At 64.3% G+C, this 13,506-nt stretch carries 14 protein-coding genes; 9 read left to right on the top strand and 5 right to left on the bottom strand.

Annotated features, from left to right (window positions below; all coding sequences use genetic code 11):
* Nucleotides 1–243: 243 nt before the first annotated feature.
* From AC1DDG_RS15515 to AC1DDG_RS15495, 5 genes are all read right to left on the bottom strand, one after another.
* On the bottom strand, nucleotides 244–456 hold the full coding sequence (locus tag AC1DDG_RS15515) for a hypothetical protein (RefSeq protein WP_476876749.1): 213 nt from the start codon (nucleotides 454–456) through the stop codon (nucleotides 244–246).
* Nucleotides 457–523: 67 nt separating this feature from the next.
* Nucleotides 524–1,987: a MinD/ParA family ATP-binding protein gene (locus AC1DDG_RS15510; RefSeq protein WP_476876748.1), complete on the bottom strand. Its 1,464-nt coding sequence runs from the start codon at nucleotides 1,985–1,987 to the stop codon at nucleotides 524–526.
* Nucleotides 1,988–1,993: 6 nt separating this feature from the next.
* Nucleotides 1,994–2,509 (bottom strand): hypothetical protein, encoded by a 516-nt coding sequence (locus tag AC1DDG_RS15505; RefSeq protein WP_476876747.1) that lies wholly within the window; start codon nucleotides 2,507–2,509, stop codon nucleotides 1,994–1,996.
* Nucleotides 2,506–3,588, bottom strand: coding sequence for a CHAP domain-containing protein (locus AC1DDG_RS15500; RefSeq protein ID WP_476876746.1), 1,083 nt, complete (start codon nucleotides 3,586–3,588; stop codon nucleotides 2,506–2,508). Before AC1DDG_RS15500 ends, AC1DDG_RS15505 begins: the two co-directional genes overlap by 4 nt.
* Before the next feature lie 33 nt (nucleotides 3,589–3,621).
* On the bottom strand, nucleotides 3,622–3,894 hold the full coding sequence (locus AC1DDG_RS15495) for a helix-turn-helix domain-containing protein (RefSeq protein WP_011689726.1): 273 nt from the start codon (nucleotides 3,892–3,894) through the stop codon (nucleotides 3,622–3,624).
* A 167-nt stretch (nucleotides 3,895–4,061) separates the two neighbouring features.
* Here AC1DDG_RS15495 and AC1DDG_RS15490 point away from each other — a divergent pair, with 167 nt between their 5' ends.
* The 9 genes from AC1DDG_RS15490 (at nucleotide 4,062) to AC1DDG_RS15450 (ending at nucleotide 13,336) form a co-directional block, all read left to right on the top strand.
* Nucleotides 4,062–4,655, top strand: coding sequence for a DUF6668 family protein (locus tag AC1DDG_RS15490; RefSeq protein ID WP_476876745.1), 594 nt, complete (start codon nucleotides 4,062–4,064; stop codon nucleotides 4,653–4,655).
* Nucleotides 4,656–4,668: 13 nt separating this feature from the next.
* Nucleotides 4,669–4,956: a hypothetical protein gene (locus AC1DDG_RS15485; RefSeq protein WP_142059573.1), complete on the top strand. Its 288-nt coding sequence runs from the start codon at nucleotides 4,669–4,671 to the stop codon at nucleotides 4,954–4,956.
* 12 nt (nucleotides 4,957–4,968) lie between these two features.
* The gene (locus AC1DDG_RS15480) at nucleotides 4,969–5,694 is read left to right on the top strand and encodes a DUF8175 domain-containg protein (RefSeq protein WP_476876744.1); all 726 of its coding nucleotides are present in this window, start codon (nucleotides 4,969–4,971) and stop codon (nucleotides 5,692–5,694) included.
* Between the two features lie 17 nt (nucleotides 5,695–5,711).
* On the top strand, nucleotides 5,712–7,001 hold the full coding sequence (locus AC1DDG_RS15475) for a TrbL/VirB6 family protein (RefSeq protein WP_476876743.1): 1,290 nt from the start codon (nucleotides 5,712–5,714) through the stop codon (nucleotides 6,999–7,001).
* A 1-nt stretch (nucleotide 7,002) separates the two neighbouring features.
* Complete coding sequence (locus AC1DDG_RS15470; protein WP_476876742.1) at nucleotides 7,003–8,514, top strand: SCO6880 family protein; 1,512 nt, start codon at nucleotides 7,003–7,005, stop codon at nucleotides 8,512–8,514.
* On the top strand, nucleotides 8,514–10,118 hold the full coding sequence (locus AC1DDG_RS15465; RefSeq protein WP_476876741.1) for an ATP/GTP-binding protein: 1,605 nt from the start codon (nucleotides 8,514–8,516) through the stop codon (nucleotides 10,116–10,118). The genes AC1DDG_RS15470 and AC1DDG_RS15465 overlap by 1 nt, the downstream gene beginning before the upstream one ends.
* Nucleotides 10,119–10,370: 252 nt before the next feature.
* Entirely contained in the window at nucleotides 10,371–11,144 is a 774-nt protein-coding gene (locus tag AC1DDG_RS15460; protein ID WP_476876740.1) for a hypothetical protein, read from the top strand.
* 7 nt (nucleotides 11,145–11,151) lie between these two features.
* Nucleotides 11,152–12,921, top strand: coding sequence for a type IV secretory system conjugative DNA transfer family protein (locus AC1DDG_RS15455; protein WP_476876739.1), 1,770 nt, complete (start codon nucleotides 11,152–11,154; stop codon nucleotides 12,919–12,921).
* Entirely contained in the window at nucleotides 12,914–13,336 is a 423-nt protein-coding gene (locus AC1DDG_RS15450) for a DUF4913 domain-containing protein (protein ID WP_476876738.1), read from the top strand. Before AC1DDG_RS15455 ends, AC1DDG_RS15450 begins: the two co-directional genes overlap by 8 nt.
* Nucleotides 13,337–13,506: the final 170 nt, after the last annotated feature.

The following is a 13,506-nucleotide window of genomic DNA, read 5'->3' as shown; positions in this document are numbered from 1 at the left end:
CGGCAGCGGTCGTTTCACGGGACCTATTGACCCTTCTGAGCCGTCCTGAGGGTTTGCTGGAGACGACGGCTCCGGGGTGTCTCGTGGACGTCAGGGCATGCGCGTGTACACTTATGGGCATAACGGAAGGACCCTCCTAGAGGGTGTGGAAGTAGGAGCCCTTCACCGGGAAACTTGCCGGAGACGCGGTGGAGAGCTTGAATAACTTAATCTGAGGGCCCGCTTATTGCGGGCCTTCAGTGTTTAAGAGGCCCGGGGGATCAGCGCCTCCTGGGGGTTGTCGATCTTGTTGGGAAGGCCGCTGTCGCGGTCGATGAGCGCACCTAGGTACTCGCTCAGCGACAGTCCGTGGCGGGCTGCTTCCGTACTGGCGCGAGCATGTTGGTCGGGCAATACGCGGCCGCGCAGAGCGACGCGTTGGCCGTCGAGCTTCGGGGTTGCATATGGCTGACTCATGCTCTCATCCTTGCCCATCCATAGGCGTCGGTACCGGTACCGCAACCTTTCGGCGTGTCGCACTTTCTTAGAAACCTTTTGCGACGGCGGCGGCTGCGGCGAGCCACGCGCGTTGGGTGGCGGGTTGGAGGGCGTCGTAGCGGATGGGGCCGTTGACCAGGGCGGGGTCGTAGGGGATGCGGACCACGGCTCGTACATGGGGGGCGAAGCCGTCAGCGATCCGCCTGGCCTCGTCCTTGGCGCGTTTGAGCGCGTCGCCGCTCATGCTGCGTTTGGCGTCGGTGGACTCGGACACGATGACGACGGCGTTGCGGGCCAGTTCGGCGTCGTGGCCGCCGCGGGATTCGAGGGTTTGGAGGGTCAGCCGGGCGGCTTCGGCGCGGTCTTCGATGGCTGTCACGGGGACCACGAGCTGGTTGGTGTGGTGGATCATTCGCCGCCAATTTGCGGCACGGGCGGTGTTTCCGGAGTCCATGACGATGAGCCGGTAGTAGCGGGTGAGTACCTGGTGGGCGATGTCCACCTCCTCTGCGGTCACTTCGTGGTCGCCTTCCTCGTTTTCGTCTGAGCGCAGGACGTCGAACTTGTCCGAGGTCTGGTGGTGGACGAACTGGGCGATCTCGGCTGCTTGGGCGCTGGGGGAGAGCAGCGCCTTTGATGAGTCGATGAGATCCAGGACGCTGTTGTTATGGCCGCCCTTTTCGGTGCGCCAGCCGAGCGTGCCCTGTGATTCGTTGTTGTCCCAGGCCACGGTCGCCGCGCCGCTGTAGCGGGCCAGGATCGCGCTGAGCATCACGACGGTGGGGGTCTTGTTCGCTCCGCCCTTGCGGTTGACGACAGCTACGGTGCGGGGGCCGGGCCAGTGCTGGCTCACTGTCCGAATATCTTCCCGTTCGGCCAGTTCCTCGGCTGATGGGTCCATGCGGAAGCCCAAGCGGCTGAGAACGCCGCGCCAGCCGCGCGTAGCCGGCTGGAGCACGGGCGCGCTGATGAGGAACGAAGTGTCTTTGAGGCTGCGCCGCGTGGCAGGCTCCACAGCGGCTGCTGTGGCAGCCGGTGCGGGCCCCTCGGCGGGCGCGGCTGTAACGGCTGCACTGAATGTCACCGGAGCAGCGGCGGCAGCTTGTGCCGGCGCCTCCTCGGACGGAGACGAAGCAGGGACCGAAACAGGCGTAGGTGCAGGCGCGGCCGTGGTCGTGGCCTTGGCCGTCTCCAGCAAAGGGGCTGCCGTAACGGGCAGAGGTTCCTGCTCCCGCTTCGGGGTGGGCTTGATCGGAGAGGCCTCGCTGACCACACCCTCGGGGGAGACGATGATGAGGCCCTGCCCGTCGGGGTCAGTGGTGCTGACGCGGACGGGTCGGCCGAGCTGAGCAGCGGTTTCAGTGATGATTCGTAATGCATCGCTGAGGACGGCGGCTTCGTCGGCGGCCTCGATCGCGTGGGAGGTCCCGTTGATGGTGACTTCGCCGGTTCCGTTGGTCCGCAGAACGGCGTTGATCTTGGGGAAGTCGAGCGCTTGAGTTTCCATCATCTGTCCTTACTTTGTGCCGTTCGGGGGCGTGAAACGGTTGACCTGCCAGGGCTTGTCGGCTGCGCTGCGGAGCAGTTGCACCTTGTAGTCGCCGGCATCGGTGGGAAAGACGACCTGGCAGCCGAAACCGTTGTTCTCATCGATCCTGAGCTGGCCCGTTCCGGTCATCCTGCTGACCGGGATGTTGGACGGGTCAACGTATTGGTAATCAGCGGTTGCTTGGGCGGTCAGCAGCTGCCCGAGCTCCTGGATCCATTGCTTGTCCGTGACCGTGGGACGGGCATACAGCGTCATGGCGTTGGTCGCGGTTTCCAACGCGGCTGTTTTGCTTGCCTCGTCCCAGAGGATGCCCAGGGTGGGCGGTGCTGTGCCGCCGGGAGCTTGGGGCTTACCGCCAGCGCTGAGCGTGGCCGGGCTGGCGGCGGAAGCACTGGGCGATGGTTCGGCGGATGTTGAGCTGGATACCGGCGCGCAGGCCGTGCACACGAGCAGGGCCGCGAGGGCTGTCAGGGCGCGTTTCATGGTTCCTCCGGTGAGTCGCTGCCGGGCAGGTAGAGAAAGGCGCTGGGAGTGCTGTTCTCTACGGTGCGGGTGTAGTACGTGTGGTCGTTCGGGGCGGGGTTGCCGTTGTAGCCCTCTTCCAGGAAGCTTCCGTCTCTGTTGACGGCTTTGACGACGGCGACGTGACCGTAGGTGCCGTCGGCGCCCCCGGTGCCGGGGGAGTACCAGACGACCGCGCCAACCCGTGGCGTTCCACCGGTGGGCCAGCCCTTGGCGTCCCAGCCGTCTTTCCAGGTAAGGGCAGAGCCGAGAACGGCACCGTCAGGCCGGAAGGTGCCGTTCAGGACCTTGTAGGGGGTGGTGGTGCTGCCAAGCTGCTGGTTGACACGCCAAAGGGCGAAGTCGACGCATTCGCGGTTGTACATGCCCAGCGGGGATGGCTCGTAGATCTTGGCCGTGCTCCACGGAAGGTCATCGTCTTTACCGGATTGGCCGGGGATCCCGCAGGAGCTTTCCCCGCCGGCATCGGTGATCTGAACGTCGGCCAGGGCGGCGACGACCTCGACGGCGGCCGCCCAGTAGGACTGGTAGTGGAACGGGTCGGCGTTGCGCTGGACCCTGTGCGCGGCCGTGGTGGGTTCGAGCTGTTCCCACCCGCTGACCTTCTGCAGGGCGGTAAAGAAGTTCGTCGCTGAAGTCGTTGGGTTCATCCGGTCCGGGTAGGTCCCCCACGCGCCGTTGTCGCGCTGCTGGAACAGTCCCCGGGAGTCAGGGCCCGGGCCGTCGCCGTAGTCCAGGACCCGGAGCCCGGATTCGCCCATGGCCGTCATGACACCGATCGTCTGCCCCCTGGCCGACAGGCCAAGGGCTTTGCCTGCGTTGATGATCACGGCCGCATTCTTCAGCTGCTCGCCCTCATAGCCGGCGACAGCGACCTTGGGCAGCTGGCTTGCGTCAACACTGACGCTGGACCCGGTCGGTGAGCAGACATCGGCAGCGGCCTGAGAGCCGCCGCCGAACAGGATGATGGACAGTACCAAGCCGACGGGCGCAAGGACGGCGCCGGCGACCAGCGCAGGCGCGCTCGTTCGTGATTGCACGTGTCCCCCTCACATCTGCTCGGCTGCTTTGCCCTAGGGCTGGTCCTCGTCGTTCACTTCTGGTGTCTGGCCCTTCCTGAGCGTGTTCCGGTTCTCCCAGACCCAGTCCTTGACTTGATCTCTGGCGATCAACCATGTCTTCTCGACTTGGTAAGCAGGAATCACTCCGGTTTGGAGCCAGCGGTAGACGGTGTTTCGGGACAACCCGAAGATCTCTTCGAGGTCCTGAGGCGTAAGACGCTCCGGGTACTTGGCGAAGAGTGCTTCCAGGTACTTGGGGTCCACGCTCAGTCCGTCCCACCGCATAGAGCCATCGTAGACCACAAATTGGTACTGTGATGTACTAGAAGTGACTGAAAGGTACTAAAGCTGTTGTTCGCGGTCACTTTTGGCCTTTCGTGTCGGATGGTACCGATACGATCTTTGCGGACATTAGTAGGGGAAGTGAAATGCCGGTCTCAAAGAATCGCTGGGTGACGCTCGGCGCAGAAACTATCGACGAACCCGTTCCCGCCGTCCCGGAAGAGCCGCCTTTCATCCCTACGGGGGCGACAAGGCCGCAGCTGAGTGTTCCGCAGCCGGACCAGGCGGACCGGCTTCCCCGAAGGAACGTTGCGGGGAGGCAACCGAATTTTTGGTGGCTTGGCGTCCACGGCGGCGCGGGCGAAACGTCGCTTGCACGCCTCGACAAGAGCTCCAAGGCAGCCGATCATCAGTGGCCTTTGACGGCAGCCGGATCCGTGATCGTCCTGGTTGCCCGGTCCAATATCCCGGGCCTTCGTGCAGCACGGCTGGCGGCAACTGAATGGGCATCAAGGTCACTTCCCGGGATCCAGGTCGCCGGCCTCGTGGTCATGGCTGACGCTCCCGGGCGGCTCCCCAAAGAGATCCGCGACTTCGCCCGCGTCGTCGGCGGGGGAGTGCCCCACATGTGGCATTTCCCCTGGGTGGACGCATGGCGCTACGGCCATGACATCGGGACCGAGGAACTTCCCAAAGAAGCCCGCACCACCCTCGAGCAGGTGCAGATCGCAGTAACTGCCACCGCCGGACTCCCGGCCAAATAGAAAGTAGAAACTCATGTTGTTCTCCAAGGCCTTGGAATGGTCAAGCTTTGCCATCACAGAGATACCGAACCCGGGCACAGGTGAGGCACCTCCCGGCTCTGAAGGCGTACTGACGATGCTCAAGTGGCTCGCATGGATCGTCTTCGGCCTGGCCGTGGCGGGCATCCTGATCACAGCCGGAACGATGATGGTCAATAACCGACGTGGCGAGGGCGGCGAGCATGCCGGCCGTCTGGCATGGGTCCTCGGCGGGTGCATCCTGGCAGCCTCCGCCGGCGGCGTCGTAGGCGCCCTGGTCTAAGGAGCTTCAGCCATGACTGAACCGACAGTGAACGAAGACCAGAATCCGCTGACCAAACCTAAGTTCATCATCTCGGCCGTTGTCGTGGCGATCATTGTCGCGCTCGGGGTAATCCTGGCCCTGGTTCCCAAAGGCGGCGGAACGGCGTCCCCTGAACCGAGCTCCACCAGCACGAGCACGAGCAGCGGCCAACCTACGGCGACGTCGGCGGCCAGCGTGTGCGGCCTGCCATCCGGCGACCAGGCCAAGCCGGCCACTACACCCGCCGACACCAAATGGGAATTGGTTGGGAAGATCGCCGCACCAACATCGCCCAGTCAGTTCGGCCCCGGCAAGACCGAAGCCAACGGCCTCCGTTCCTGTTTCGCGCACTCACCGACCGGTGCGTTGTATGCAGCGGCAAACATGACTGCGTTGTCCTCAGCTGGAAAAGCGGACCTCGTTTATCAGCAGTTGGCTGTACCCAGCCCGGAGCGAGATGCGGTGCTGAAGTCATCCCCAACAGCCGCCCCAAACTCCGTGACCGCCCAATTGGCCGGCTTCACGTTCCGTTCTTACGAGGCTGACCGAGCCGTCATTGATCTCGCATTCAAGGGTGCAAACGGAACTTTCGTCTCCATTCCGGTTCCGCTCCAGTGGTACGAGGGCGACTGGAAGTTCGTTGTGCCGGCTACAGGGGACACTGGGGCGCGACAGCTCAGTGACCTCAGTGGTTACGTTGAGTGGGCCGGTGTCTAATGGCTGACTGCTCCGGCTTGAATGCAATAAATCCCTTTTGCCAGGCAGGGGCGGCCATCGAAGATGTCGCCAATGATGCCGTCAAGAACATGGCGAAGGCTATTGCCGATGCCGTTGGACAAACAGTCCAAACACTCGGGACATTTTGGGTGAACGTGGGAACTCCCGCTCTGACCGCAGCCCCGGGAGGGTCTGCCGCGAGTGACCCGGTGTTGTTCCTGCAGAACAGTCTCTACTTTTTTACGGCTTCCCTGGCGGTGATGTCTGTCCTCGTGGGTGCAGCCAAGATGACGATTGAACGTAGGGGTGCGCCTTTGCGGGATCTGGTGCGTTCGCTGGCGACCCTAATCGTCGTCTCCGGTGCCGGTGTGGCAGCAGTGGGACTGCTGACAGTCGCTGCGGATCAGTTCTCGGCCTGGATCATCACTAATTCCACGAACGGGACCTCGTTCAACGAAAACATCACGGCCCTATTGGCGCTTTCGGCCACCAGCCCGATCGGGTCGATCATGATCATTCTCCTGGGGCTGATTGCGATTCTGGCCTCCGTAATGCAGATCGTGCTCATGATCATCCGTGGGGGCCTGCTCGTCATCCTGACAGGGATCTTCCCTACGGCTGCAGCTTTCAGCAACACCGAGGCAGGCAGGGGTTGGTTCCAGAAGTGCACAGCCTGGCTGATCGCTTTCATCCTCTACAAGCCCGCGGCCGCCATTATCTACGCGACGGCCTTCCAGCTCAGCGGCAGCAAGATCTTCGGAAACGTTGGTGACGGCAAGGACTTCGGCTCCGCGCTCCTGGCAACGGTCACCGGACTGGCTCTGATGATCATTGCCTTGTTCGCCATGCCAGCCCTCATGCGGTTCGTCACCCCGATGGTCGGTGCTGTCGCTGGCGGCGGTGGCGCTCTCGCAGCAGGGACGGTCGGCGCACTGGCTTCCGGCGCAATCAGCATGGGCAGCGCCGGACGCGGCGGCGGATCATCCACCAGCTCGACGACAACCAGCAGCACCTCGACCCAAAGCCCTGGATCCCAGGGTCCCTCGGGCACTGGCAGCCAGGGTACAGCAGGAACGTCCGGCACAGCAGGCAAAACCGGTACCCGGAGCACCGGAGCCACTGGCGCGGCACCATCCACCGGCACCGGCAGTGCTGCTGCAGGCAGCGGAGCAGCCGCCGGCGGTGGCGCCGCGGCCGCGGGCGCGGGCGGTGTCGCCGTACTGGCCGCACAAAAGGGCGCAGAAGCAGGCCAAGCCGCTTCCGGGGCCATCAAAAACATGAGCGAAGAATCAACGGGGGGTGCCTGACATGGCCGCAATCGAGAACACATACAGGGAACCGACCTACGGCAACTGGCGGCGTCCGCGTAAGGCAGGCATCGGCACCCTTGGCGGGCTGGCAACAGCCGGCTTGTTTGTTGGCCTCATCATCACGGTGATCTGTCTCTTCGTCGGCGGCTGGTTCGCCGGGCTCATTGCCCTGCTCATCCTTGGGGTGGCGCTGGCCGTCGTCTCGGTGACCGACAAGCACAACAAGTCTGTAGGGGAGCGGATCTTCGCCCGGCTGGCGTTCCGCTCCGCGCGGCGCAGACGCGCCAACATCTACCGCTCCGGTCCGCTGGGGCTGACGCCTTGGGGTGAGTTCCAGCTGCCTGGGATCTCTGCCGGCTCCAAGCTTTACGAGTTCACGGACTCCTATGGCCGCCCGTTCGCGCTGATCCACCTTCCGTCCACCGCGCATTACAGCGTTGTCTTCGGCACCCAGCCCGACGGTGCGTCCCTGGTTGATCCCGAGCAGATTGATGCCTGGGTGGCTAACTGGGGCGGCTGGCTGGCCTCATTGTCGAATGAACCTGCTGTCGTGGCTGCATCCGTCACGGTCGAAACCGCACCCGATTCCGGGGCACGGCTGCGCCGGGAAGTTGAATCGAACATCCACGACGACGCTCCTGCCATCGCCAAGGCCATGCTCCGGGAGGCCTTGAATACCTACCCGCAGGGGTCGGCCACGATCCGTGCCTGGGTCGCGCTGACGTTCAGCGCCGCTGCCCGGGCAGGCGGCAAACGACGCACCGCCGAGGAGATCGCAAGGGATCTCGCCTCACGGCTTCCCAGCCTGACCGAGCGTCTGGAATCCACCGGCGCTGGGGCATGCGCACCGTTGAACGCCCAGGAACTGTGTGAGGTCGTTCGGGTCGCTTACGACCCTGCAGCGGCCCGGCTCATCGACGAAGCCCACTACCAGGGCACACCCGTTGACCTGGACTGGGGCGATGTCGGACCGTCCGCCCATCAATCAAACTGGGACGGCTACCGCCACGATTCCGGGCACTCGGTGTCCTGGACGATGACCGGCGCACCCCGCGGCCACATTCTGGCATCGGCACTGGGCCGCCTGGTCGCACCGCACGGGGAGATCGACCGCAAGCGCGTCACCTTGCTGTACCGGCCGATCGAAGCCGGCCGCGCGGCTGCCATCGTCGAGTCGGACCAGACCAGCGCCCTGACCCGGGCCTCCTCGACCAACCGGCCCACAGCCCGCGCCCTGGTCGATGCCCGTGCGGCGCAGGCCACCGCAGCGGAGGAAGCCAAGGGTGCCGGGCTGGTCAACTTCGGCATGGTTGTCACGGCCACGGTGCTGTCCGCACGGGACCTTGAGGACGCTGTGGCCGTGGTGGAGGGAAACCTCGGCCCGTCGGCACGACTGCTGCTGCGCCGCGCTTACGGCTCACAGGATTCTGCCTTCGCCGCATCCCTGCCACTGGGTCTGGTCCTGCCCAAGCACTTGAAGGTTCCCGAAGAGATCCGCGAGGCCATGTGATGTTCGGCAGCAAGACCAAGCACCAGCGCACACCGGCCCCTGCCGCGAAGCTCGCGGCCGCGGTCACGCGCCGCCCGGGCCTGCGGGGCTGGCGTGGCCGCGGACAGGGCGAAGCTGTCTACGTCACGGCAGCAGACGAATGGCGCGGAACCTCGGTCCAGGTCTGCGGACTCTGGCCGTTCGTGGGCGGGTCCGGCACGCCGATCCTGGGTGTCCCGATCGGCGTTCACACCGACACCGGAGCGCCCTTCGGGGCCGATCCGATCAGCTGGTTCATGCACGGCATGATCAACAACCCCTCCATGTTCGTCCTCGGCCTGCCGCACTACGGCAAGTCCACCCTGGTCCGGCACATCGTCCTGGGCCTGGCAGGCCGGAGCATCAACCCGTTGATCCTCGGCGACCTGAAGCCGGACTACGTTGACCTGATCGAAGCCCTCGGCGGGCAGGTCATCAGCCTGGGTCCCGGCCGCGGCCACTTGAACGTCCTGGACCCCGGCGAAGCCACCGGAGCCGCCGTCAGGCTGCTCGCCTCGGCCGAGGAACACCGGGCCAAGGCGAACCGGACCCTGAACGATCCAGATGGCGACCAGACCGCGGCCGCGCAGCTGCTCGCTGCAGCGGTGAAGGCGGAGAAGCTGGCCGAACAGCTGATGGCCGACTCGCACAACCGGCGCCTGAACATGATCACGGCGCTGATCACCATCGTGCGGAACGCCAAGCCCAGCGCCCACGAGGAATCCCTGATTGACCGGGCACTGCACATCCTGGACGAGCGCCTGGACCGCGTGCCCCTCATCGGGGACCTGATCGAGGTCATCAAAGACGCCCCCGACGAACTGCGCGCGATCGCCCTCGACCGTGGCGACATGAGCCGCTACCTCGACGCGACCGACCAGCTGCGCCAGTCGCTGTACTCCCTCGACGGCTCAGGCCGCTTCTCGGACATGTTCTCCCAGCCCACCGACCAGCCGATGGACCTGACCAAGCCCGTAGTCTTCGACCTCTCAGGGATCTCCGACACACAGCGGGACATTCAAGCGGCCTGCCTGCTGGCCTGCTGGTCAACCGGGTTCGCTACCGTCCAGGTCGCCCACACCCTGGCAGACGCCGGCCTGGAGCCGCGCCGGAACTACTTCGTCGTCATGGACGAACTGTGGCGGGCCCTGCGCTCCGGCGAAGGCATGGTCGACCGGGTCGACTCACTCACCCGCCTGAACCGGACCGAAGGCGTCGGGCAAGCCATGATCACGCACACCATGAGCGACCTCGAAGCCCTGCCCACCGAATCCGAACGGATGAAAGCCCGCGGATTCGTCGAACGCTCCGGCATGGTCGTCTGCGGCGCGCTCCCCGGAGCCGAAATGGAAAAACTCAACAAAGCCGTCACCCTCTCCCGGGCCGAACAAGCCCGCCTCATCTCATGGGCTGACCCCGGGTCATGGACCGACGTCGGCGGATCCCGCAAACGTGTACGCCCAGGCCTGGGCAAGTTCCTCTTCAAAGTCGGCGGCCGCCCCGGGATCCCCGTCGCGCTCAAACTCACCAGCGTCGAAGAAAAACTGCACGACACCAACAAGCGCTGGCACGATGAGGGGCGATAGATGAAGCGACGGCGGCACCCTGCCGTTAGGAGAGGGCGCATTTTCAAAAAGGCGCGCCGTCGAGAAGCGGTCCGAAAGTCGAAATTGGCCGCTTTCTGGGCGATTCCCTGGTGGGTTCCTGACACCCTTTGCGCACTACTGCTTCTGTACGGATTCCTGTGGCTAGCTGCGTGGTTCCATCAAACGACAGCCTCGCCGGCCGCCCCATCCGCTGCTGACCAGTCAATCCTGATATTCACGGATAAGCCGCACGTGCCGATCCAAGCGTTAGTTAGTTTTGCGGACGGGACTACGGGAAGCGGGCAGTTCAACTCCGTTTACATCAGTCTGATCGTCGAGCCAGGTTACGAGGAAGACAGCGTCGGCTTCAGTGTTGCGCTCACGGGGGACAACTTCCGACGTCCCGAGCAAGAGTTCGTCCCTAAAATCGGGGACTGCAGCCTCGAAGTTGATTTCCATGGTGACGACGTCGCACCCAACTGTACGGATGCTAAGAATCTGCAGGATCCTCCTAAGTTCCCTCTTACTCAAGCTCAAGTGCTCTCTGGAACTCTGGTTCGTGAGCAAAACAGCATCCTATCCACCGCCTTCACCGTGGCTGCGACCAACGGATGGACATCAGCAGGGTCATCCCGTACCGCGTTCGCCCTTCCAGACGTTGGCACGGGCTTCAGGGCACCTGACTGGACACCCACGAAAGAAGTTTTTGACGGAAAAGAATTGTTCGACTCGGATCTATCACAGCTAACAGTCGACTACCGCGACCTTCAATCTGACGAAAAACTTGAAATCACCGCGCCAGAACCTAATGGTGACGACGACGATTTGACCTGGGTACAGCACGGAAGCAATTCCTTCCGTGCCCATGGATCCACAATCCTGCTCGGCATGCAGGAACGCCAAAGCAACATCACCTTTATCATCGGCGTCCTAGCAGGCCTAGTACCCCTCATCGTTGGCTGGATACACACGCAGCTGAAACAACGAGCGCTCCCCAAGCGCACGAGAAAAAGAAAAAAGGAGTAGACGTCCCATGGGTGCACCAAGCAGCGGCAAGCGTTCCCAGCTCGACACCGAAGCGATCCTGCTCTGGATCGTCATAACGATCGTGGTGCTCGGGGTCGGCTCGGTGGCCGGCGCCGTGCACCTGGGGTCAATGCTCTCCGATGATAGGCAAAAGCTGCCAGTCAACCCGTTTGAACTGGTCTTCGGCCTGCTCTCGCACAAAGTCACGTGGCCTGCAGCCGCCACAGGGGTAATCATCGGCTTCGGCGTCCTCGTCATCGTCCTGGCCGTCTTGGTGGTCGGGTCGGTGATGCGCAAACGGTCCAAGCGTTCCCGCGTGGACGCAGCCGCCCAGCACATGGCCAAAGGCCGTGACCTGCGCGCACTGAGCCTGCGCGGTGCAACGGCCACCGCCGAACGTCTTGGAGTGAAAGGCTCACCCGGCGTCCCGGTCGGCAAGACCGTCCTCGGCGGGCAGATGGTCTATGGATCTTGGGAAGACATGCACATCGACATCTGGGGACCCAGAACGGGCAAGACGACTTCCCGGGCCATCCCGGCGATCCTCGCCGCCCCGGGAGCGGCGTTGGTGACATCGAACAAGCGGGACATCGTTGACGGCACGCGCGACGTCCGTGCCGCCGAGGGGCCGGTCTGGGTCTTCGACCCGCAGTCCGTCGCACTCGAGGAACCCACGTGGTGGTGGAACCCCCTGTCCTATGTCACGGACGAAGTGAAAGCAGCCCGCCTGGCGGATCACTTCGCCGCCGGTTCCCGCGGCCCGGACGCCAAAACGGACGCCTACTTCGATCCCGCCGGCCAGGATCTCCTCGCCGGGCTCCTGCTCGCCGCCGCCCTCGACGGCCGCCCGATCACGCAGGTCCACACCTGGCTGACCCGGCCCGCTGACGACGAAGCGGTGGACATCCTCAAAGCCCACGGCTTCACCCAGACCTCCAACGCCGTCGGCGGCGTCATCAACGCACCCGAAAAGCAACGCGGCGGCGTGTACGGCACGGCGCTGCAGATGGCCTCCTGCCTCACCAACCGCCAAGTGGCACGCTGGGTGACACCCCAGAGCGAAAAAGACGAGCGGCCGCAGTTTGATCCCGCAGCGTTCGTCCGATCCAACGGGACGCTGTACAGCCTGTCCAAGGAAGGAAAGGGCACCGCAGGCCCGCTGGTGACGGCGCTGACCGTGGCCACGGTCGAGGCAGCCGAAGAACTCGCCGTCCATTCACCCGGGGGCCGGCTGGCCACGCCCATGGTCGGTGTCCTGGACGAAGCAGCCAACGTCTGCCGGTGGCGTGAGCTGCCGAACCTCTACAGCCACTACGGTTCCCGGGGCATTGTCCTGATGACCATCCTTCAGTCCTGGTCCCAGGGCGTGGAGGTGTGGGGCCGCGACGGGATGCGCAAGCTCTGGAGCGCCTCCAACATCAAGGTCTACGGCGGCGGCGTCGCCGAAGCCGAATTCCTTAACGAGCTCGCACAGCTCGTGGGGGAGTACCGCTACTCCAACATGACCAGAAGCCGCTCCAAACAGGGCACTTCCTACAGCCACGACGACGACCGCAAGGAGCGCACACTGGACGTGTCGGACCTGGCCGCGTTCCCTCGCGGCCGTGCCATCATGTTCGCCTCTGGTGCCCCTGCGGCGATGCTGGAGACAGTGCCTTGGATGAGCGGTCCGCAGGCTGATGCAGTCCGAGCCTCCATCACCGCACATGACCCTGCCAACAGGCCGGCGGCCGCGGCCGGGAACCGGTGGGTCACCGCGGGTGCCTCTAATGAGTGAAGGCCTGGGGGAGTGGGACGACGAGCTGGGGGACAACGCCGCAGCCTCGGAGCCAGCCGAGGAGGACGCGGACGCCCCGGAGCTGTTCTACCCGAACGTGGCTGAATTCGTCAGCAACAAGCTGGCAACCAGCTACCGCCGGCAGCTCAACGTGCAGGGCGGTGTGACCTGGTGCCCGCAGTGGTGGAAGCACGCCGAAGCGATCAGCCGCCTCGAAGCGCTCTGGCGCGCTTGGGAGTTCCTGCGCTTGGACGGCACCACTGGGATGAGCGTGTGGTGGCGCGACCACGCAGACCACCACATGTCCGTTCTGCTCTCAACAGATGGACCGTTCAAAGGCTGCACCCCGGACGACGGCCACCGCGCCAAACTCGCCCCTCTACCCTGCGAGGAACCGCCCTCAGGGCTGTTCTAAATCGCGTAGTGGTAGCCAACGCCCAAGGCGACCACGCGGGCTGTCCATAGTTGGGGTCAATCCGGGTTATCCACGGCTGGAAATCGGGAGCCATCGGGAAAGCTCCCTCAGCAGCAGTAGCGGTGGATAACCCATCAGGATTTTCCCCGGCTGTGGGCAGCGGAACTAAT

Source organism: Arthrobacter sp. 10L430 (assembly GCF_056395245.1).
This window is presented reverse-complemented; position numbering and strand designations above follow the sequence as displayed.